The 20,391-nt window shown below is 64.1% G+C and carries 18 protein-coding genes (1 of these 18 running past the window's edge); 10 read left to right on the top strand and 8 right to left on the bottom strand.

Annotated features, from left to right (window positions below; translation table 11 throughout):
- Positions 1-6: 6 nt before the first annotated feature.
- The 6 genes from ACN6KF_RS27465 to ACN6KF_RS27490 all read right to left on the bottom strand — a co-directional run bounded on the left by ACN6KF_RS27465 (position 7) and on the right by ACN6KF_RS27490 (position 7,279).
- Positions 7-285, bottom strand: coding sequence for an antitoxin (locus ACN6KF_RS27465; protein WP_434960087.1), 279 nt, complete (start codon positions 283-285; stop codon positions 7-9).
- 97 nt (positions 286-382) lie between these two features.
- Complete coding sequence (locus ACN6KF_RS27470; protein ID WP_434960088.1) at positions 383-1,369, bottom strand: FecR family protein; 987 nt, start codon at positions 1,367-1,369, stop codon at positions 383-385.
- 156 nt (positions 1,370-1,525) lie between these two features.
- Positions 1,526-2,038 (bottom strand): RNA polymerase sigma factor, encoded by a 513-nt coding sequence (locus ACN6KF_RS27475; RefSeq protein WP_434960089.1) that lies wholly within the window; start codon positions 2,036-2,038, stop codon positions 1,526-1,528.
- Between the two features lie 352 nt (positions 2,039-2,390).
- Positions 2,391-4,109, bottom strand: coding sequence for an ABC transporter ATP-binding protein (locus tag ACN6KF_RS27480; protein ID WP_434960090.1), 1,719 nt, complete (start codon positions 4,107-4,109; stop codon positions 2,391-2,393).
- A 274-nt stretch (positions 4,110-4,383) separates the two neighbouring features.
- A complete protein-coding gene (gene fhuB, locus ACN6KF_RS27485) occupies positions 4,384-6,366 on the bottom strand; it encodes a Fe(3+)-hydroxamate ABC transporter permease FhuB (RefSeq protein ID WP_434960091.1) in 1,983 nt (660 codons plus the stop codon).
- The gene (locus ACN6KF_RS27490; protein WP_434960092.1) at positions 6,353-7,279 is read right to left on the bottom strand and encodes an ABC transporter substrate-binding protein; all 927 of its coding nucleotides are present in this window, start codon (positions 7,277-7,279) and stop codon (positions 6,353-6,355) included. Before ACN6KF_RS27490 ends, fhuB begins: the two co-directional genes overlap by 14 nt.
- 314 nt (positions 7,280-7,593) lie before the next feature.
- Between ACN6KF_RS27490 and ACN6KF_RS27495 the strand changes: the two genes are divergently transcribed.
- Genes ACN6KF_RS27495 through ACN6KF_RS27515 form a run of 5 tightly spaced genes read left to right on the top strand, consistent with a single transcriptional unit; the run spans position 7,594 to position 12,859 of the window.
- Positions 7,594-9,798 carry a TonB-dependent siderophore receptor gene (locus ACN6KF_RS27495; protein ID WP_434960093.1) on the top strand — a complete coding sequence of 735 codons (2,205 nt, stop codon included), beginning with the start codon at positions 7,594-7,596 and terminating at the stop codon, positions 9,796-9,798.
- On the top strand, positions 9,792-10,652 hold the full coding sequence (exbB, locus tag ACN6KF_RS27500; protein WP_434960094.1) for a tonB-system energizer ExbB: 861 nt from the start codon (positions 9,792-9,794) through the stop codon (positions 10,650-10,652). The genes ACN6KF_RS27495 and exbB overlap by 7 nt, the downstream gene beginning before the upstream one ends.
- Positions 10,653-10,656: 4 nt before the next feature.
- Positions 10,657-11,112, top strand: coding sequence for a TonB system transport protein ExbD (gene exbD, locus ACN6KF_RS27505; RefSeq protein ID WP_434960095.1), 456 nt, complete (start codon positions 10,657-10,659; stop codon positions 11,110-11,112).
- The gene (locus ACN6KF_RS27510) at positions 11,109-12,020 is read left to right on the top strand and encodes an energy transducer TonB family protein (RefSeq protein WP_434960096.1); all 912 of its coding nucleotides are present in this window, start codon (positions 11,109-11,111) and stop codon (positions 12,018-12,020) included. The genes exbD and ACN6KF_RS27510 overlap by 4 nt, the downstream gene beginning before the upstream one ends.
- Positions 12,021-12,034: 14 nt before the next feature.
- Positions 12,035-12,859 carry an ATP-binding cassette domain-containing protein gene (locus ACN6KF_RS27515; RefSeq protein ID WP_434960097.1) on the top strand — a complete coding sequence of 275 codons (825 nt, stop codon included), beginning with the start codon at positions 12,035-12,037 and terminating at the stop codon, positions 12,857-12,859.
- A 19-nt stretch (positions 12,860-12,878) separates the two neighbouring features.
- Here the strand turns inward: ACN6KF_RS27515 and speB are convergent, their stop codons facing one another.
- The gene (speB, locus tag ACN6KF_RS27520) at positions 12,879-13,847 is read right to left on the bottom strand and encodes an agmatinase (protein WP_434960098.1); all 969 of its coding nucleotides are present in this window, start codon (positions 13,845-13,847) and stop codon (positions 12,879-12,881) included.
- 51 nt (positions 13,848-13,898) lie between these two features.
- Entirely contained in the window at positions 13,899-15,263 is a 1,365-nt protein-coding gene (locus tag ACN6KF_RS27525; protein WP_434960099.1) for an MFS transporter, read from the bottom strand.
- Between the two features lie 215 nt (positions 15,264-15,478).
- On the opposite strand from ACN6KF_RS27525, the gene ACN6KF_RS27530 reads away from it, so the two are divergent.
- The 5 genes from ACN6KF_RS27530 to ACN6KF_RS27550 form a co-directional block, all read left to right on the top strand.
- On the top strand, positions 15,479-16,387 hold the full coding sequence (locus ACN6KF_RS27530; RefSeq protein WP_434960100.1) for a LysR family transcriptional regulator: 909 nt from the start codon (positions 15,479-15,481) through the stop codon (positions 16,385-16,387).
- A 222-nt stretch (positions 16,388-16,609) separates the two neighbouring features.
- The gene (locus tag ACN6KF_RS27535; RefSeq protein ID WP_434960101.1) at positions 16,610-16,942 is read left to right on the top strand and encodes a hypothetical protein; all 333 of its coding nucleotides are present in this window, start codon (positions 16,610-16,612) and stop codon (positions 16,940-16,942) included.
- Positions 16,943-17,350: 408 nt separating this feature from the next.
- The gene (locus ACN6KF_RS27540; RefSeq protein WP_434960102.1) at positions 17,351-17,782 is read left to right on the top strand and encodes a hypothetical protein; all 432 of its coding nucleotides are present in this window, start codon (positions 17,351-17,353) and stop codon (positions 17,780-17,782) included.
- Positions 17,783-17,786: 4 nt separating this feature from the next.
- Positions 17,787-18,125 (top strand): HdeA/HdeB family chaperone, encoded by a 339-nt coding sequence (locus tag ACN6KF_RS27545; protein ID WP_434960103.1) that lies wholly within the window; start codon positions 17,787-17,789, stop codon positions 18,123-18,125.
- 290 nt (positions 18,126-18,415) lie between these two features.
- Positions 18,416-20,391, top strand: partial view of an oxidoreductase gene (locus ACN6KF_RS27550; RefSeq protein ID WP_434960104.1) — the 5' portion only. Its footprint extends 94 nt past the window's final position; 1,976 of the gene's 2,070 nt are visible here — the first part of the coding sequence; it begins with the start codon at positions 18,416-18,418; its stop codon lies off the right edge, out of view.

A 20,391-nucleotide genomic window follows, 5' to 3' on the forward strand; every position in this document is an offset into this window, starting at 1 on the left:
CATTGCTCAAAGCTCGATATCCTTGAGGGGCAACAAGCCCTTGTCCACATCGGGAAAGTCGTCCTCCTTGCCCAAAGGCGGCTCTTTGACCCAGCCAGAGAGCAATGTCAGCAGGTCATTGCCATCTGTCGGGACCGGCTCGAGAATCAGCCTGTCGCCATCGCGGGTGATCCGCACGCGATCCCCGGGCAGCGCGAACTCAGCCGGGATCCGTACAGCCTGGCTGCGGTTGTTGCGAAAGAGTTTGACCTGCTTCGACGGTGGTGAGGTGAGCGGATGCGCCATACCAGGATCCTCATGCATATGCCATGTATATGCCGGAAACTTGATGGGCGCAAATCAGACTTCGGTGCACTTGTCGTCGCAATAGCAGACCACGTCCTCACGGCCGGATGAACACGACGAGGCCGCCGGGAAGGGCAGTCATCCGGAAGCCGACGCTGGCCTGCAGCGACTGCAGCGCGGCATCCGTGTCGGCCAGGCTGAAGCTGCCGGTGACGAGCTGGTCGCCCAGGCCCGCACCGGTGACGACGATCCTTCCCTGGCGATAACGCGCGATTTCCTCGATGACTTCGGACAGCCTGGCCCGGTAGAAGACATAGCGTCCCTTGCGCCAGGCCAGCGCATCCTTGAGATCGACCTGTTCGATCTCTCCAAGCCCTTGCCTGTCGAAACGAAGGCGCTGGCCCGGCGCGTCCAGCAGGGCTTCGCCGAGATGCTCGGCCTTGACGGCCACCTTGCCGCTCTCGAGCGTGACGACAGTGCCGTCGTCCCCGAGATTGACGTCGAATCGGGTGCCGATGTCCCTGATGTCGCCGTCCGGCACGCGCACGACGAAAGGAGCCTTGCCGGGCGCGACGTCGAAGGAAGCGGTGCCGCGCACGAGCTTCACCTGTCTTTCGGTCTTGTCGAAAGCTTCGTCGAGCGCACTGTCGGCGTCGAGAAGCACTTTCGAGCCATCGGACAGCGTGACGGTGCGCCGTTCGCCACGGCCGGTACTGTGATCGGCCATCAGTTTCTGCAGCAAATGGGGGTTCTGCAGCCAGAGGACGCCGCCCAGGCCGAGGGCCAGCACCAGAGTCGCCGCCGATAGCCGCCGGAAGTTGCGGTGCTGGCGCCGACTCCTGTCGACGGCGTGAAGATAGGGCGCGAGCGCTTCATTTTCGCGAGTGGCAAGTTGGCGAGCGGGCTGCTCGGCGGCGCTCCAGACTTGCTCCATCCTGCGAAGGGCGTCGGCATGAGCGGGATTGGCGCCAAGCCAGCTCTCGAACGCTGCCTGCTCGGCCCGCGATAATCCGCCGAGGCGTCGAACGAACCAGTCTCTGGCCTCCTGTTCGACATCCGCTGGGGAGGATTGGGGGGGCGCCATGATCTGTGGCCTCGAAAACCGCTTTTTCGTCTATGGCACCGTGCGATAGAGAATCGGCGCACTATAACCCGACTGCGCCGGGCGTGCCTGCCACACGATGCCCGCCGGCACGTTCGCCGGGGACGAGCGTCTTTGGGGGGATAGGCGGTGGTGGCCTCAGGCTCCTTGCGCGGATGCGCCATCGGTTGCGGTGCATGCGGCGAGCGCTCGCGCCATGTGCTTTGCCACCGTGCGCTCCGATATGCCCAGGGTCGTGGCGATCTCCACGAAACTATGTCCGTGAATACGGTTCAGCAGGAAAATGTGCCGTGTCTGCCGAGGAAGCGCCGCGATCGTATTCTGAAGGGATTGCAGGTTCTGGCGGGCCGACAGGATTTCGAACGGCGTTGCGGGGGAGGCCGCATACTGGGTCGACAGCGTGTCTTCCTGCAGCCGCTCGCGCCTGGATTCCGACCTCAAATGATCGATCGCCGCATTCCGTGCGCAACGGGTCAGGAAGGCTGAAGCGTTGCCGGTCGTGTCGCTGGTGCGCTCCCAGATCCGCAGGAACATGTCCTGGATGAGATCGAGCGCCGCATCCCGGCTCCTGACTTTGCGCCGGAGCGTCCGCTCCAGGCGAGACCGCTCCGTGGCATAAAGAGTTTCGATGTCGTGGCTGCGGCTGTTCATGGGGCGAATTCTGTGGGCAGGCGGCAATGACCGGGCAAGTGGCCAAGCATTATCCAGAAAAGCAGCGCTACTCAATGAAAATGATTTATATCTATTCTAATTTGTACAAATTGTTAGAATGATATAAAGATAAGAATTAGTATTTATTAAGAAAATATCGAAAAATATAGTAATTTTACACTGTTTTCTGGTGCGAGCACGATGGCGGGCGCTCATCCCGCTGGTACTCGGCCATGTCGGCCTGCAGAAACACGCATTTAGACGGAAACGCTTGTTTGCTTTGGTTCGCCGTTCTGGCGCGTCCTTGCGATTTCCGTCGATTGCGGCAAATCGCAAGGACGCAAAGGCTGCTTCAGGCAAATTGCGCCCGGTGCAGCCGCCCATAGATTCCGGACTTGTCCAGCAGATCGCTATGGCGTCCCTGTTCGACGATGCCCCCGCCGTCCACGACGAGGATGCGATCGGCATTCTTGATCGTCGCCAGGCGATGCGCGATCACCAGGGTCGTGCGCCCCTTCGAAAGCTCGGCGAGAGCCTGCTGGATGGCGAGCTCCGTTTCGGTATCGAGCGCCGAGGTCGCCTCGTCGAGGATGAGGATCGGCGGGTTCTTCAGGAACATGCGGGCAATGGCGAGGCGCTGCTTCTGGCCACCCGACAGTTTGACGCCGCGTTCGCCGATGAGGGTGTCGAGGCCCTTGGGCAGCGCGGCGATCACGCCGTCGAGGCGGGCGCGGCGGGCTGCCTCGAGGATCTCGTCCTCACCCGCTTCAAGGCGGCCATAGGCAATGTTCTCGCGGATGGTGCCCCCGAACAGGAAGACGTCCTGCTGCACGATGCCGATCTGGCTGCGCAGGGAGCGTAGCGTCAGGTCGCGGATGTCGATGCCGTCGATGGTGATGGCGCCCTGGGTGACATCGTAGAAGCGGGGCAGGAGCGAGCAGATCGTGGTCTTGCCGGCGCCCGACGGCCCGACGAAGGCCACCGTCTCGCCGGCCGCGATCGACAAATCGAGATGGGAGAGGATCTGCCGGTCGGGTGTGTAGCCGAAGCCGACCTTTTCGTAACGGATGGCGCCGGTGAGCATCGGGGCCGGCCGGGCATCGGGGCGATCGGTGATATCAGGCCGGGTGTCGAGAAAGTCGAGATAGCGGCGGAAGCCGGCAATGCCCTTGGGATAGGTCTCGATCACCGCATTGATCTTCTCAATGGGACGGAAGAACACGCCGATCATCAGGAGGAAGCCGACGAAGCCGCCATGGCTGAGCTGGCCGGTCAGCACGAAATAGCTGCCGGCGATCATCACGGCGAGCTGGGTGAGCCGCATGCTCAGATAGCTCAGCGAGTTGGAGGCGGCCATCAGCCAATAGGCCTGCAGCTTGGTGCGGCGATAATCGTGATTGTCGCGCGAGAACAGGGCCCGCTCGTGGTCCTCATTGGCGAAAGCCTGCACCACCCGGATGCCGCCGACATTTTCTTCGATGCGGGTGTTGAAGCTGCCCACGCTGTCGTAGAGAGCACCCCAGTTCTTGGTCATGCGGCCGCCGTAGCGCAGTGTCACCCAGGCCGTCACGGGCACGACCATGGCCGTGATGAGGGTGAGCTCGACATGCAGAGAGAACATCAGGAGGAAAGCGCCGGCCAGCGTCATCACCGCGATGAACAGATCCTCCGGCCCGTGATGGGCGATCTCGCCAATCTCCTCGAGATCCTTGGTGAGCCGCGCGACGAGATGGCCGGTCTTGTTGTTGTCGAAGAACCCGAAGGACAGTTTCTGCAGATGGTCGAACGCCTTGCGTCGCAGCTCGGTCTCGATGTTGATGCCGAGCATGTGGCCCCAATAGGTCACGATTGCCATCAGGCCGGTATTGACGATGTAGACGGCCAGAAGGCCGACACAGGCCAGGGTGATCAGATGCCACTGGCCGGATGGCAGCAGCGTATCGATGAAGATCTTGATCGCGACGGGAAAGCCGAGTTCGAACAAGCCGGAAGCGATCGCGCAGGAAAAGTCCAGCAGGAACAGGCCGCGATGGGGCAAATAATAGGCGGCAAAGCGTTTCAGTAAGGCCATGGTGATCAAGCAACAACGAATGAATGGACGTCGAGAAGGCCGCCGGGGCTCTCCTCGCAAGGCAAGAACAGATCAAGCAGCCAGAGCAAAGTGCATTCCTAGCTGAACGTACTTTGCTCCGGCTCTTTGTTTCCAAGCCAATCCAACGGATTGGCCCGAGCGTCTTTGCAATTCTAGGTGGTTCCGTCAAATCGCAAAATGCTTTGGCAGCATATACACCTCGTGCCAGGGAGGGGCCATCGCCACCATTGGGCTGTTCATCGTCTTCAACCCTTCAATGAGCCCTGCGCCCGAGCTGCCAGATCAGATAGGGCAGCCCGATCAGGGCCGCCACGATGCCGGTCGGCAATTCACGGGGCGCGATCACTGTGCGCGCCAGGGCATCGGCGACGACCATGACCAGCGCACCGATCAGCACTGAACCGAGGATTTGCGACCAGGCCCGGCGCAAGCCGAGCAGGCGCGCCATATGGGGCCCGGCCAGGCCGACGAAGGTGAGCGGACCCGTGGCCATGACCGCGACCGAAGTCAGCAGCGCGGCCATGCCCAGTATCGACAGCCGGCTGGTGTGGACCGGCAGTCCGAGAGCCCTGGCCGTGACGGGGCCCATCGGCACGATGTCGAGCCATCGCGTCAGCGCCAGGGCGGCCGGCAGCAGCAGAGCGGCAAAGGCCGCTGTCGTCAGCACTTTGGGCCAATCGGCATAATAAGTCGATCCGGCCATCCAGGCGAGGACTTGCGGCGCACGGGGATCGCCCAGAGCGAGAAAGGCGACGATGATGACGTCGAGCAGCGCTGAGAGGGCGAGGCCGGTGAGCAGGACCTGGTCGGGGGCAAAGCCGCTGCGCCGGCCGACCATCAGCACCAGGAAGAGCGCGAGGAAGCCGCCGGCTGCACCGGCAGCCGTATGAGCCGCCAAGCCGGTCGTCTGGCCGAGCATCATCGCAAGGGCCATGCCGAAGGCAACGCCGGTACCGATTCCGAGAACCTCGGGCGCGGCCAGCGGATTGCCCGATATCCGCTGCAGCAGCAGGCCCGCGGTGGCGAGCATGGCGCCGGCCAGTGCGGCGATCGCGGCGCGCGGCGCCCGCCAGGGCTCGACCAGGGCGAAATCGGCGGGCGAGATCAGCTGCCAACCGGCGCTGCCATGGCCGATCAGCAGGGCGCCGATCGCGGCAAGGACGAGCAGGACAGCAAGCAAGGGCAGGAGCCGGGTCCGATCGTGTGTGCCCGTAGCCAGGGAACGTTGCGTGGAGGGCGGCTCGGTGCGGCGCAGCCGCGGCAGAAGCCAGAGCAGGAGCGGTGCCCCCAGCAGGGCCGTTGCCGCGCCCGTTGGCAGGTCGATGATACCTGCGGCTTCCAGCAGTCCGACGATGGCGTCGACAGCCAGCACAAGCAGGGCACCGGTCAACGGCGCCAGGATCAGCCGGGCGGTAAAACGGCGGGCCCCCGACAGGCGTGCGATCTGCGGTGCCGCCAGTCCGACGAAGCCGATCACCCCGACATGGGCCGTGATCACGGCCGTGAGTAGGGCGGCGATGAGGAGGCCGGCGCCGCGCACCAGGCTGAGCGGTACGCCCAGGGCACGGGCATTTTCCTCATCCAGGGCGAGCAGTTCGAAGGGGCGGCCCAACAGAGCGGCCAGGAGATAGAGCAGGCCGATGGCGGGCGCGAGCGCCGCCGGCGCCATCCAGTCCTGCTGCGCCAGCGAGCCGCCGCCCCACAGGAAGAGGATGGCGACATATTCCTGGTTGAGAAGGCGCAACGCGATGGTGAGGGCACCGCAGAACAAGCCCGCCACCAGGCCGGCCAGCACCAGGGCGACGGACGAGAAGTGGTTACGCGCCGCACAAACCATCACGAAGCCCAGGGCCAGCAGCGTGCCGGCCAGGGCGATCGTCGGGCGTCCGAGCACGAGCAGGCCGGGGGCCGCGACGAGGACGACGGTCAAGGCGAGCTGCGAACCGGCTTCCAGGCCCAGCGTAGTGGGCGAGGCCAGCGGATTGCGCAGGGTCTGTTGCAGCAGGAGGCCGGCCAGGCCCAGCCCCGCACCGGCCAGCAGCGCGGTGAGTGCGCGGGGCAGGGCGGAGAAATGAAAGACGAGCTGCTGCGGATCGTCGAGCCGGGGATGGAGCGCGGCGCCCCACCATTGCAGGGCCGGCAATTGCGTCGTCCAGCACCAGGCGGTCAGCATGACGGCCAGCAGGCCCAGGACCGCGTAGGCAAACAGGGGGCGGCGCGCGTCAGAACCGGGCATTGCCGCCATCCGCCGCGCTGTTTTTGCTGAAGGCATCGACCAGAAGATGGGCAAAGCGCTGCGCTGCCGTGAGATCGCCGAAGGGCCAGGTCGCGGCGAGACGCTTTACGCGGCCCTGCCTTACCGCAGGCAGATTGCCCCACAGGCTGTCCGTATTGGGCGCGAGGCTTGCTTCGGAGGGCAATGGATCGACCACCACGATCTCGGCATCGGCAAAGGCGGCGAGCCTCTCAACGCCCACCAGGGCAAAGCCCCAGCCATTGGTCGGCGCGCTCCAGGCATTGGTGAGGCCGAGCCGTTGCAGCGCACCACCGAACAGGCTGGCGGGGCCGTAGACGCGCACGAAGCGCTTGTCGAGAAACTGGATGACGAGCAGGCGGGGCATGGCCGTACCCGTGAGACGTTGGCGCAGGCTCGCAAACTCGGTTTCGGCCTGCGTGATGACAGCCCGCCCCTGTGCCTCCCGCCCCACTATCTTGGCCAGCGCTTCGAGCTCGGCTTCGGCATGGCGAAGGGGATCGCCCGTTCCGGAGTAGACGGCCACCTCCCGGGTCGGTGCGATGCGTTGCAGCGAGGGGCGCGCGGCAGCGCCGAGCGGGCTGACGATGATGAGGTCCGGCTTGAGGGCTGCGATGGTCTCCAGGCTGGGTGTATCGCGAAGGCCGACATCCGGCGTTCCCCGCGGCAGAGCCGGTTCACCCACCCAGATGCGATAGAGATCGGCATCGCCCACGCCGATGGGATTGATGCCCAATGACCTCACCATGGCTGTCGCCGTCCAGTCCAGGACCACGAGGCGCTCGGGGCATGAGGCAGATTGGGCCCGTGCAACTCCCCCGGCGAACACCAGGCTTGTGAGGATGACGACACCGAGGCGCCGGGCCGTCCGCTGAAAGGCGGCAAGCGATTTCACGGCGCCTCCGCGCGCAGAAGGAACTGATGTATTGGCGAACTGTGATCGGACGAGAGCGTCCATCGCAATGAAAGGAACTCAATTTTGATCGCGGTGGCTTATGGCACCTGAAGTATATCTATTGCAACAAAGAACATTCCATTGCCCGTGCAGTTTAGAATTTTTATAATTTGTGCAGTCAATAACAAGTATAAATGAATATATATCTGAGTAATGCTATTATAAGTTTGTTTACATGGCAAAGTCCGTTGGTCTAAACGTCTGCGCAATGGCGTTGCGGGCGGTTGACGCCGCGCGATATTATTTTTCATGGGATGGCAGAGGTGATGAACCGGCGGGTTGGAGTTTGCGTCAGGCTGTCCATGGGGACGGCATCGGGCCTGTTGATGCTGGCCGCGGCGACGGCCGCGTGGGCACAGGTGGGGAGCAATGGTGGAACGATCGCGCTCGATCCCGTCGTCGTCAGCGGCGGAACCGGCACGGGGCCGGTGACGGGCTATGTCGCGAAGAAGACCACGGCCGGCTCCAAGACCGACACGCCGATCGAAAAGATTCCGCAATCGGTGACGGTGATCGGCCGCGACCAGCTGGAGGCCCGGCAGCCCCAGAAGCTCGATGAGGTCTTCTACTACACCCCCGGCGTGACCGGCGCGCCCTATGGCTACGACCCCCGCACCAACTGGGTGTTCATCCGCGGTTTCGACGCCAGCCAGACCGGCATCTTCCTCGACGGCCTACCGCTCTACCAATATGCCTTTGGCAGTTTTTATGTCGACCCCTACGCTCTGGAGCGTGTGGAAGTGCTGCGTGGCCCTTCCTCGACGCTCTATGGCGGGGGCAATCTCGGCGGTATTCTCAACCTTGTCTCCAAGCGGCCGACCGATGGGCCGCTGCACCGGATCGAGGCGGGCATCAACAGCTGGGGCCAGGCCAGCACGGGCTTCGATTTCGGCGGCAAGATCGACGAGGCCGGCGTGTGGACCTATCGCCTGACGGGCCGGATCGCGGGCGGGCGTTATGAAACCGACAAGGCCAAGGGATTCCAGGGCTTCATCGCCCCGGCCCTGACCTACAAGCCCAATGATGCGACCAGCCTCACACTGCTGGCCAACTACACCAATATGGATCTCGACCATACGGGCGGCTTCCTGCCCTATTACGGCACGGTGAAGCCGACGCGCTTCGGGCGCATCCCTCGCGATTTCTATTCCGCCGAACCCTCGGACGACCTGTATCGTCGTTCGCAGGCGATGATCGGTTACGAGTTCAAGCACGATTTCAACGATGCGTGGACCTTTAGCCAGAACGTGCGCTACGCCTATCTCGATACGCGCGAGCGCTATGCCTACCCCTATGGCTACTACAATCCCGATGCCGACTATGGCGGAGGAAACCCGCTTCCGCTGACCCCCGGCAATGAGCTTTACCGCACCGGCTTTGCGCACCACACCACGGTCAACACCTTCTCGGCCGACAATCAGCTCGAAGGCCGGTTCGATACCGGGCCGCTGGCGCATGACCTGCTGTTTGGCCTCGATTACAAATACTATGCCATCAACCAGATGCAGGGATTGTTCAACGCCACGCCCATCAGTCCCACCGATCCGGTCTATGGCACGCCGCAGGGCGGGGTCGTCACGCCCTATCTGCGCCAGAAATACACCATGCATCAGCTTGGCGCCTATTTGCAGGACCAGATCAGTTTCGCCGACAATTGGCTGCTGACCCTGAACGGGCGCTATGACCGAGTCTGGACTGATAGTACCGCCTCGGTCGGCAACGCCAATTTCAATGGCGTCGAGGGTGCCTTCAGCGGCCGCGCCGGCCTTTCCTACGCCTTCGCCAACGGCATCACGCCCTATGTCTCGGTTGCCCGCGGCTTCAACCCGGTGATCGGATCGAATTTTGCGGGCAGTCCCTTCAAGGCGGAGACCGGCGTCCAATATGAAGCCGGCGTGAAATATCGACCGACCTTCTTCGACGGCCTGATCACCGCGGCTTATTACGACCTCACCAAGCAGAATGTGGTGACGCCGGATACGGCCCACCCCTTCTTCAGCAACCAGCTCGGCGAGGTGCGCTCGCGCGGCGTCGAAGTCGAGGTGCAGGCCAATGTCACCGATGCCCTCAAGATGACGGCTGCTTTCAGCGCCTCGCAGATCCGCATCGAGAAGGACACGGATGCAACCGTGGTCGGAAAACGGCCGAACGTGGTGCCGGAAACCACTGCCTCGCTGTGGGCCGACTACACCTTCCAGGAGGGGCTGCTGCAGAATCTCGGCTTGCAGGGCGGCATTCGCTATATCGGCTCGTCCTATGCCGACAACCAGAACCTCTACAAGGTGCCGGCCGTCACCCTCGTCGATCTCGGCATGCACTACAAATACAAGGCATGGGACTTTGCCCTGAATGTGAACAACGTCTTTGACAAGCGTTACGTCGCGGGCTGCTCCGGCATCTATAGCTGCAACTACGGCGCGGGCCGCGTCGCAACTCTGAAGGCCAGCTACACATGGTAAATTTTCGCCGCAACGGGCCGCTTATGGCCATGGTTTTGCTTGCCCTGATAGCGCCGGTTCGGGCCTTCGCCCAGGATGCGCCCCCGCCGGCCGGCGATCCAGTCGCCGCCGCGGCCAGCATCCTGCCGCATGACCTGTCGCCCTGGGGCATGTTCATGCAGGCCGATATCGTGGTGAAAGGCGTGATGATCGGGCTTGCCTTCGCCTCGCTGGTGACCTGGACGATCTGGCTGGCCAAGGGCATCGAGCTGCTCGCGGCCAAGCGCCGGGCGCAGGCGGCGGCACGTTTGCTCGAAACCGCCGAGAGCCTGGAGGCCGCGTCCCAGTCCATCGGCGCCCGCCAGTCCGGGAAGGGCGCTGTCGCCGACCTCGTGACGGCCGCCAACCGCGAATTGTTGCGCTCGGACGATTTGCCGGCCGAGGGCATCAAGGAGCGCCTGGCGATCGCACTCGCCCGCATCGAGGCGCGCGCCGGCCGTTCGATGACGCGCGGCACCGGCCTGCTCGCCACCATCGGCGCAACAGCTCCGTTCGTGGGCCTGTTCGGCACGGTCTGGGGTATCATGAACTCCTTCATCGGCATCTCGCAGTCGCACACCACCAACCTGGCGGTGGTGGCCCCCGGTATTGCCGAAGCCTTGCTCGCCACCGCCATCGGTCTTGTCGCCGCCATTCCGGCCGTGATCATCTACAACGTCTTCGCCCGCGCCATTGCCGGCTACCGTGCCTTGCTTTCGGACGCCTCGGGCGAGGTGCTGCAGCATGTCTCGCGCGATCTGGAGCGTTTGGAGCGGGATGGCAATGCTGCCCCGGTCCGAGCGCTGGCATCCGCGCGGACGCAGACGGCGGGCTGACGGCATGGGTGTCTCCCTCAAGGATCCACAAGACGGCGACCTGTCGGAAGTTTCCGACATCAATGTCACGCCGTTCATCGACGTCATCCTGGTGCTGCTGATCATCTTCATGGTGGCGGCGCCGCTCTCCACCGTCGATGTCGCCGTCGACCTGCCCGTCTCCAACGCCAAGGTGCAGCCGCGCCCGGACAAGCCGGTCTTCCTCACCGTGAAGAAGGATCTGAGCCTGGCACTCGGTGAAAACAGTGTGCCACGCGAGCAGATTCAGCCCGCCATCGACCAGCTCACAGGGGCGGACCGCGAGCAGCGTGTCTTCCTGCGCGCCGACGGGGGTGTCGCCTATCGTGACATCATGAGTGTGATGAATCTCCTGCGCAATGCCGGCTATCTCAAGATCGCCCTGGTCGGTCTCGAAGATACCGGCCAGGCCACGAATACGGTCGCCGTGCCCCCGCAATGAACGAGCAGGCGCGTTTCACCAGGTTGGCCAGCAAGGCCTTGTCCCTGCCCAACGTCGCCTTGTGGACGGCAGCGGCGGCCGTGATGCTGCTCGTGCATGGCGCTGGCATCTGGGTGGCCCGCGACTGGCACCCGATCGGGCCGCCTCCCGTCGGCAATCCCGAGCCGGCCATCGAGTTCGATCTGGCCCCGCCCACCACCCTGCCTGAAGCGCCACCCCAGGAGACATTGGCCGAGGCCCAGCCCGAGCCAACGCAGGAGACGCAGACGGAGACGGTCCAGCCGGTCGAACCTGAGCCGGCGCAGCCTCAAACGCAGCAGGTCGAGCCCACGCCGGTGGAACCTCAGCAAGTGCCGGAGCAGGCCCCTCCCGAGCCCGAGCCAACGCCCCCGGAACCGATCGAACCCATCACGCCGCCGGAGCCTGTACCGGAGGTGGTGCCCGATCTGCCATCGAAGGACAAGGCGGAGGTGATCTTGCCGGCCGCGCCCAAGCCACAGCCCAAGCCGAAGAAAGAGAAGAAGCCCGCGCCCCGCAAGGAGCCGGAACGGCAGCGTCCGGTCGTGCAGCCCAGGCCTGCCGTCGTCGCGCCGCGTCAGCAGGCGGTTCAGGCTACGGCCCCGCGCCAACAGGGTTCGGCAATGGGCGACGAGCTCGCCGCCTGGAGGCGCGCCGTGGGTACTCGGGTTCAGCGAGCAGCCAGTTCGATGTCGGTGAGCGGGAAGGGCACGGTCCGCGTGGCCTTTTCTGTTAGCGCAAGTGGACAGGTCTCATCTCCCCGTCTCGTCGGTTCGAGTGGCAACCCAAGTCTTGATGCCAGCGGCATCAATGCCGCCCGTCGCCTTGGCTCACTGCCACCACCACCGGGCGGCGCAAAAGCCATTACAGTGCCCATCATCTTCAAGTGATAATGCCGATGCATATGACCGCTTCCCACGAAAATGCGCCCGTTCCAGCGCCGGCTCTTGCGGATGTGCCGCTGTTCGCGCTCGAAGAAGTCAGCTTCGCCATCCCTGGACGCGTCCTGCTGCAGCCCCTGACCCTGTCGCTGGCACCGGGCCGGGTGATCGGGCTGGTCGGCCATAACGGCTCGGGCAAGTCGACTTTGGTCAAGATTCTGGCGCGCCAGCAGGCGCCGACCTCGGGTTCCGTGCGGTTTGGCGGGACACCGCTCTCCGACTGGGGCGAGCGGGCCTTTGCGCGCCAGGTCGCCTATCTGCCGCAGCATATTCCGCCGGCGACCAGCCTGCTGTCCAAGGAACTCGTCGCCCTCGGGCGCTATCCCTGGCACGGACCGTTCGGGCGCTTCGGCAAGACCGACTCCGAGAAGGTCGCCGAGGCCATGAAGCTGGCCGATGTCGGCCCCTTCGCCGACCGCCTCGTCGATACCCTGTCGGGGGGTGAGCGCCAGCGCGTCTGGCTGTCCATGCTGATGGCGCAGGATACGCGCTGCCTCCTGCTCGACGAGCCGATCTCGGCGCTGGACATCGCCCATCAGGTCGATGTGCTGGCCCTGGTCCAGCGCCTGTCGCGGGAGCGTGGCATCGGCGTCATCGTGGTGCTGCACGACGTCAACATGGCCGCGCGCTATTGCGACGAGCTGGTCGCGCTGCATGGCGGCCGCCTGATCGCCCGCGGCACGCCTGCCGAGATCATGACGCCCGCCTGCCTCAAGTCCATCTATGGCATCGAGATGGGCGTGATACCCCATCCCGAGAGCGGGGGGCCGGTGAGCTTCGTGCTGTAACGGCCGATGGCGGCGGACGTCAGGCTGCGGCCTTGGCCATGCGAGCCTCGAACACGAAGCCGAGGAAATTCAGCAGGATCTGTGCCGCCAGGATCGCGGTGCCCCCGGTATGGTCGTAATCGGGTGCGACTTCGACCAGATCCATCCCCACCACCTCGTTGCGGCGCGCCAGCGCCTGCAGCATTTCCAGCACCTCGTAATAGAGGAAGCCGCCATGCGAAGGCGTGCCGGTTCCCGGGGCGATGGAGGGGCAGAAGCCGTCAATGTCGAGGGTGACGTAAACGCGCGCGCCGGCCGGGATCCGATCGATCACGCCCTTGGCGCCGAGCGCACGCATCTGGCGCACCGACAAGATGTCCGAGCCCATGCGGCGGGCGTCGTCATAGCCCTCCTTGGCGGTGGAAGAGACGTTGCGGATGCCGACCTGGGTGAGGCCGCTGACATAGGCCTTCTCGGCGGCACGACGCATGGGATTGCCATGGCCGTAGCGCACGCCGTGGCGCTCGTCGACGAAGTCGAGATGGGCGTCGATCTGGAGAATGTGGATGTCGCCGCGACCCGCGAAGGCGTCGATGCAGGGAATGTTGACGGAGTGGTCGCCGCCGATCACCACCGGAAGTGCCCCCGCATCGAGGATGGCGCCGACGCCAGCCTTGATGTTGGCATGGCTCCTTTGCGTGTCGGTGTGAACGATATCGGCATCGCCGATATCGACCATCCTCACCGAGGCGGGCAGATAAATGCGGTCGTCCTCGTGGTCATAGGCACCGGCATGGCCGAAGCTGAATAGGGTGGAGGCTTCGCGCACCGATCGGGGCCCGAAGCGCGCACCGGCACGGAACTGGGTGCCGAAGTCGAAGGGGGCGCCGAGAATGGCGACGTCGGCGTCGATGTGGCGCCAATCGGCGATATAGGGGCGCTTTGCGAAGGTGGAGATGCCGACGAAGGGCAGGTTCAGCCGCCCGGCTTCGTAGGAGTGTTCGCTCATTATCGATCCTTGCAGTGTTCAGGTGATGGGATGGGCTGCGCCGCGCTGCCTCTAATCGTCGTCGAGGGTGGAGCCGGCGCGGCCGGCCGTCGTCATGGCGATGGCGGCGAGGGTCACCAAGGCGGCGGCCACCAGGAACCAGGCCGGCGCGAGCTTGCTGCCGCTCGCCCCGATCAGCCAGGTGGCGATCAGGGGAGCGGTGCCGCCGAACAGGGCGTTCGCCGCGTTGAAGCTGAGGGCGAAGCCCGAATAGCGCACGCGTGTGGGGAACAATTCGCACAACAGGGTCGGCAGCGTGCCGCCATTCATGGCGAGCAGCGCGCCGAACAGGGACCAGATGCCCAGAATGGCCAGGAAGCCGCCGCTGCCAAGGCCGGTGAAGGCGACGGATGACAGCACCATGAACAGCGGCACGGTGAGGACGGCGAAGAGCAGCGAGCAGGCGATCAGGACCGCCTTGCGGCCGAGGCGGTCCGACAGGGCGCCCATCACGAAGATCGAGGCGAGATAGACCGTCAGCGCGATGGTCGAGCCGAGAAAGGCGGCGGTTTCGCTGATGCCGAGCTCGGTCGCCAGATAGGTCGGCATGTAGCTGAGCACGAGATAGAAGCCGACGGCGTTGAGTAGTGTGCCGCCGAAGGCGATCAGCACCTGGCGGCGGTGCTTGCCGAGGAGCTCGAGCACCGGTGCCGGCGGCACGTGATGGGCGGCCTCCAGGGACTTGAAGTGTCGCGTCTCCTCGAGCCGGCGGCGGATGAAGACGCCGACATAGCCGAAGGGCAGGGCCAAGAGGAAGGGCAGGCGCCAGCCCCATTCCTGCAATTGCTCGGTGGTCAGCAGCGCGTGGAGCAGGGCGACGAAGAGGGAGGCGGCAAGCAGGCCCGCCGCCTCGCCGGCCGGCACCAGGCAGGTATAGATGCCGCGCTTGCGGTCCGGCGCGTGCTCGGCGAGGAACGAGGCGGCTCCGGCATATTCGCCCGAGGCAGCAAAGCCCTGCACGAGGCGGGTGAGCAGGAGCAGCACCGGTGCGGCCAGGCCGGCCGTCTGGTAGGACGGCAGAAAGGCGATGACGAAGGTGGCTGACGACATGATGAAGATCGACAGCGTCAGGGTCGATTTACGGCCGAACTTGTCGCCGAAATGGCCCCAGATCACACCGCCGATCGGGCGGACGATGAAGGACAGGGCGAAGACGCCATAGGTGGCCATCAGGGCGCTGCGCGTGTCGGTCGCCGGGAAGAACACCACGGCGATCACCGTCGCCAGGAAGCCGTAGACCGCGTAGTCGAACCATTCGACGAAAGTGCCGATGAAGCTGGCAAAGGCGGCGCGGCGCAGGATCGTGTTCGATGCGGCCGGCTGCTGGCCGGCCTCCAATATGGCCGATGGCGCGGCGGCCGGGTGCGGATTGCTCATGCGGACGTTTCCCCTCTTGGATGAATCTCGGTCATCAAGCTGTCGTCCTGGCCGGCGTCAGTGTTGCTGCCTTCTGCGGGCGTGATGGCGGCCGAACGATTGGCCCGGGACCATGCCGCAACCGGAAGCATTCGTATTTCGAAACTTTCCAATTCTTACATCGGAAAATTTGATGTAATTTACCCCTGTCGAACATTGGCCGGCGTGCGAGGACGATGCGGATCAGCGATTACATGGTGCGGAACCTGCGCACCTTTTGCGCGGTGGTGGAGCATGGCGGCTTTGGCGGGGCCCAGGCCGTTCTAGGCGCGGGCCAGTCGGTGATCTCCACCCATCTCAAGGATCTCGAACTCGCTCTAGGCTTTACGCTGTGCCAGCGCGGACGCGGCGGCTTCTCGCTGACTCCGAAGGGTGAGGCGGTCTATCATGAAGCCAAGCGCATGCTGGGATCGCTCGAAATCTGCGAAGCCAATCTTGGCGTATTGCGCAAGATCCTCACCGGTCATTTGAGAGTGGGTATCGTCGACAGCGAGGCCGATAATCCCGATCTGCCGGTGCATCGGGCGGTGCAGCGTTTTTTCGAGCGCGAGCAGCAGGTTCGGCTGAGCCTGGAGGTTGGCACGCCCGAGGCGCTGAGCAAGGGGCTGCAGAACGGGGACATCCATGTCGCCATCGGCCCCTTTCCAAACCGCCAGGCCAATATCGATTACGCGCCCGTCTATGTGGAGGAACACGCCCTCTATTGCGGACACACCCATCCGCTCTTTGCCGGCGATGCGGCCGAAATCACGCCCGCCGTTATCGCCCGCCACCCGATGACCGTGCGCCCCTATCTGCATCGTGCCGAGCTCGCCGCCCTGCAGGATCCCCTGATCACGGCTTCGGTCTCGAACATGGAGGCGCAGGCCGTGCTGATCCGCAGCGGCTGCTTCCTCGGTTTCCTGCCGGTTCATTTCGCCCGCAAATGGGTCGAACGGGACGAGATGCGGGCTCTCGACGGGCCCGGCCTGGTCTGGCGATCGCAATTTTATATCGCCTTGCGCGTGCAGCCCGAACCGACCGAAGTGGCACGTCAGTTCACGCGCGATCTTGCGGCGACCTTGGGATCCTCCGAGGCGGGATAAGAGCTCAGATAACGTTTTTCCATCAAATGAGTAACGACACCGATAGTCGATCGCGCCGCGGGGAAAGTTGATCGATTTTGCGGCGATTGAAATGTCAGAAATCAGATTGACGGGAGCCATCGACAAGCGCCGATCAGGGTTAAAATAGACCTACGCAATACGCTCGCCATGATTGCGACCGAATCATTACTTAGCGGTAATCTGGCAAACGGAGACCGATCTATGAACAAAATTCTGATCACAGTTTTGGCGGGCGCCGTCGCTATGTCGGTGGCTGGATGTGCGTCGGACAATCCCGGCGACCGGGCGGTTGGTGGCGGCGTGCTGGGCGGCGTGGCCGGTGCGGCCATTGGCGCCGGTGTCTCGAAGAACAAGGGGCGCGGTGCCCTCATCGGCGGCGCCATCGGCGCGGCGGGTGGCGCTGCTGTCGGCGCGGCCACCACCCCGAGCCGTGAGCCCGAGCCGGGTTATGACGGCTATGGCGGCGGTCAGCGCCAATGCGCCCAGGTCGGCTATGATTCCTACGGCAACCGGGTTTGCACGGCCTATTACTGAGAAAGCCCATGAGGGGGATGGGGATGTCCCATCCGCAAAATAGTGGCCGGCCCTTTTGGCCGGCTCGCCCTCTGATTTGGCTCCGGGATCTGCTACCCGCGATGAGATCTGCCGCGCGGGCCAGGGCTTCGGCGTCACAAACGATGCCCTGTCAGCTTCATTTCGTCTTCCCGGCATGTCCCGAAAGGGCCCGAAACCAGGGCCTGGGCCGGCCTGTCTGCCTGCCGATCCTTGTTTTCGCCCATATCCGGTTTCACATCATTGGCGACAGGGCGGTGGGCCCCCGTGGAACACTTTCCGGTGATCGACGGCATAAGTCAGTACAGGGTCGAGACTTGCTTGGTCATCGGAAAGCCGAAAAGGCCCTTTAGCGCATAGACCCGGTCGTCGATCTGCGTTGGCCCGATCATGATCGAGGGGCCTTCGCATCAATTGCAGAAGGAACAGGGACCGCTTCGTGAATTAAAGCGGATATGGTGCTGGATGAAGGATGGATGGGTGCCCGGTGCACAAGGCGAACAAGGGAATGGCAACCCCGAAAATGGGGAAAGCTCTTCCGGCAGGGCGTGGCCTTGTTTTGATGGGCAGACATTCGATCGGATGCGCCGGCATGAGATTGCTTTTGAGCTGTGGCGAGATCAGGCACGGGAGCGGTCGCGCGGGATGGTTGACAGCTTGAGGGCTGTTCGCCGACAACTGCGGGCGAAACTTGCCGTTTTGCGAAAGTCTTGTTTCGCGGTGGCAAATCAGGCGGACGGGCACCAGCATTTGACCGCCTTCCTCCAGGCCCGGCTGGAAAAGGATCACGCCATGTCCGCCAACACGAATCTTCCGGGCTGACGGCATGCGAGGTGTCATTGGAGCGATCGCATTGTCGGCCATGATGCATTCCGGCATGGCTCTGGCCCAGGAAGTGAGACGCTCGGCCGTCGGCTATATGGACGTGACCTGCGACCGATGGACGGCGAGCGCCAATTCGACCCAAGGCACAGCCTATGCGGCCTGGGTTGCCGGTTTCTTGAGCGGGGCGAATCTGGCCGAGCGGGCGGAGGATTGGCTGATCGACGAGGACGGCACCTCGATCCGCCGCTGGATCGGTGAATATTGCAAGGCCCATCCTGTGGAGACGCTCGGGGCCGCCGCGGTGATGCTGCGCCAGGCGCTTCAGCAGCGCGCGCGGTGACGGCGGGGCCGGGTGCCTCGCGGCGCCCTGCTTCGGCCCAGCTGATCCATTGCATCGGAAAACTCTAATTTGCCGCCGCTGCGGGCTCCCCGAAACTGAGCGACGATGTTCCAGGGCAAAGCGCCTTGGGAGGCATCGCGGCCCTCGCATCTGCCGGGTGGTGTGATCGCGGCCAACTGGAGCAAAGCGCGTTCATGGCTGAACGCTCGTTTGCTTCAGCTCTCTGTTTCGACGCGTCTTTGCGATTCTTGCCGCCTCCGTCAAATCGCAAAACGCTTTTGGGGAATTTCATGCGCGATCCACGCTACGACATTCTGTTCGAGCCGATGAAGATCGGCCCGGTGACGGCCAAGAATCGGTTCTACCAGGTCCCCCATTGCAATGGCGGCGGCTATCGCGATCCGTCCGCTGCCGCCGAAATGCGGCGGATCAAGTCGGAAGGAGGCTGGGGCGTCATCTTCACCGAGCAGACCGAGATGCATCACACCTCGGAGATCACCCCTTTCATCGAATTGCGTCTGTGGGACGACGCCGATATCCCCGCCTTGGCCAGGATGGCCGAGGCCATGCATGAGCATGGCGCCCTCGCTGGCATCCAGCTCGCCTATTCCGGTATCAATGGCCCCAATCTCTATACCAAGGAAGTCCCGCGCGGGCCCTCGGCCCTGCCGATTCGCACCTTCACCAATGATCCGGTCCAGGCCCGCGCCATGGATCGGCAGGATATCCGCGATCTCAGGCGCTGGCACCGCAACGCCTTCAGGCGGGCCAAGCAGGCGGGCTTCGATCTGGTCTGCCTCTATGGCGCACATGGCTTAGGCATCATCCAGCATTTCCTGTCGACAGCCACCAATCACAGAACGGACGAATATGGCGGCTCGCTGGAAAACCGCTCTCGGCTGATGCGCGAGTTGATTGAGGAGGGACGCGATGCCATCGGCGACAGCTGCGGTCTGACCTTGCGCATTTCGCTCGACGAGATGATCGGCGAGCTCGGTTTCGGCAATGCCGGGGTCCGCGACATGATCGAGATGCATGCCGACCTGCCCGACCTGTGGGACCTCGCCCATGGCGCCTGGGAGGATTGCTCCGGCCCTTCGCGCTTCAAGGAGGAGGCGGCGCAGGAAAGCCTGGTCGCCGGCATCAAGAAACTGACCTCCAAGCCCGTCGTCGGTGTCGGCCGCTTCACTTCGCCGGACGTGATGGCGCGGATGATCAGGTCCGGCACGCTCGATTTCATCGGCTGTGCCCGGCCTTCCATCGCCGACCCCTTCCTGCCTAGGAAGATCGAGGAGGGCCGGATCGAGGACATCCGCGAATGCATCGGCTGCAACATCTGCGTTACCGGCGACATGACGATGTCGATCTCGCGCTGCACCCAGAACCCCACCTTCATGGAGGAATGGCGCAAGGGCTGGCATCCCGAGCGCATGCAGGCCAAGGGCGCCAGCGAGAGCGTGCTGATCGTCGGCGCGGGCCCGGCCGGGCTGGAGGCGGCGCGCGCCTTGGGGATGCGGGGTTACAAGGTCGTGCTTGCAGAGGCCGGCACTGAACTCGGCGGCCGCGTGGCGCGGGAATGCAGATTGCCGGGCCTGTCGGCCTGGGGTCGCGTGCGCGATTATCGCCAGTACCAGCTCAGCCAGATGCCGAATGTCGATATCTATTTCGACAGTCTTCTGTCGGTCGACGACATTCTCGGATTCGGTTTCGAACATGTCGCGCTCGCCACCGGCTCGACCTGGCGCCGGGACGGCGTGGCGCGTGCCCATGTCGTGCCGATGGCGATCGATGTCGCGATGCCGGTTTTCACGCCCGATGATGTGATGGAGGGCAGGCTGCCTGCCGGCAGGATCGTGCTGTTCGACGACGATCACTATTACATGGGCGGTGTGCTCGCCGAACTCTTGTCGCGCCAGGGCGCGCGGGTGACGCTGGTGACCCCTTCCGCCTATGTCTCCGATTGGACCCGCAATACGCTGGAGCAGGGCGCCATTCATCGCAGGCTTGCTGAGCACGGGGTCGAGATCGTGCTCAACCGGACGGTGGCGCGCATCGGCGCCGGCGGCGTGGTCACGGCCTGCAGCTATACCGGGGCCGAAGCCGAGCTGGCGGCCGATGCGGTCGTGCTCGTCACCGCTCGCCAGCAGGAGGACGGGCTGTGGCAGGCTCTCACGGCGCGGCAGGGCGAATGGGCCGATAGCGGCATCCGCAGCATCAAGGTGATCGGCGATGCCCAGGCGCCGGGCCCGATCGCCTGGGCGACCTA

This window comes from Labrys methylaminiphilus subsp. lupini, assembly GCF_051161885.1.
GTDB lineage: Bacteria > Pseudomonadota > Alphaproteobacteria > Rhizobiales > Labraceae > Labrys.

What these genes read in the sequence shown, in the direction of transcription:
- ACN6KF_RS27465 (WP_434960087.1), bottom strand. Translation starts at nt 285, where the DNA reads ATGGCGCATCCGCTCACCTCACCACCGTCGAAGCAGGTCAAACTCTTT.
- ACN6KF_RS27470 (WP_434960088.1), bottom strand. Translation starts at nt 1,369, where the DNA reads ATGGCGCCCCCCCAATCCTCCCCAGCGGATGTCGAACAGGAGGCCAGA.
- ACN6KF_RS27475 (WP_434960089.1), bottom strand. Translation starts at nt 2,038, where the DNA reads ATGAACAGCCGCAGCCACGACATCGAAACTCTTTATGCCACGGAGCGG.
- ACN6KF_RS27480 (WP_434960090.1), bottom strand. Translation starts at nt 4,109, where the DNA reads ATGGCCTTACTGAAACGCTTTGCCGCCTATTATTTGCCCCATCGCGGC.
- fhuB (WP_434960091.1), bottom strand. Translation starts at nt 6,366, where the DNA reads ATGCCCGGTTCTGACGCGCGCCGCCCCCTGTTTGCCTACGCGGTCCTG.
- ACN6KF_RS27495 (WP_434960093.1), top strand. Translation starts at nt 7,594, where the DNA reads ATGGCAGAGGTGATGAACCGGCGGGTTGGAGTTTGCGTCAGGCTGTCC.
- exbB (WP_434960094.1), top strand. Translation starts at nt 9,792, where the DNA reads ATGGTAAATTTTCGCCGCAACGGGCCGCTTATGGCCATGGTTTTGCTT.
- exbD (WP_434960095.1), top strand. Translation starts at nt 10,657, where the DNA reads ATGGGTGTCTCCCTCAAGGATCCACAAGACGGCGACCTGTCGGAAGTT.
- ACN6KF_RS27510 (WP_434960096.1), top strand. Translation starts at nt 11,109, where the DNA reads ATGAACGAGCAGGCGCGTTTCACCAGGTTGGCCAGCAAGGCCTTGTCC.
- ACN6KF_RS27515 (WP_434960097.1), top strand. Translation starts at nt 12,035, where the DNA reads ATGACCGCTTCCCACGAAAATGCGCCCGTTCCAGCGCCGGCTCTTGCG.
- speB (WP_434960098.1), bottom strand. Translation starts at nt 13,847, where the DNA reads ATGAGCGAACACTCCTACGAAGCCGGGCGGCTGAACCTGCCCTTCGTC.
- ACN6KF_RS27525 (WP_434960099.1), bottom strand. Translation starts at nt 15,263, where the DNA reads ATGAGCAATCCGCACCCGGCCGCCGCGCCATCGGCCATATTGGAGGCC.
- ACN6KF_RS27530 (WP_434960100.1), top strand. Translation starts at nt 15,479, where the DNA reads ATGCGGATCAGCGATTACATGGTGCGGAACCTGCGCACCTTTTGCGCG.
- ACN6KF_RS27535 (WP_434960101.1), top strand. Translation starts at nt 16,610, where the DNA reads ATGAACAAAATTCTGATCACAGTTTTGGCGGGCGCCGTCGCTATGTCG.
- ACN6KF_RS27540 (WP_434960102.1), top strand. Translation starts at nt 17,351, where the DNA reads ATGATCGAGGGGCCTTCGCATCAATTGCAGAAGGAACAGGGACCGCTT.
- ACN6KF_RS27545 (WP_434960103.1), top strand. Translation starts at nt 17,787, where the DNA reads ATGCGAGGTGTCATTGGAGCGATCGCATTGTCGGCCATGATGCATTCC.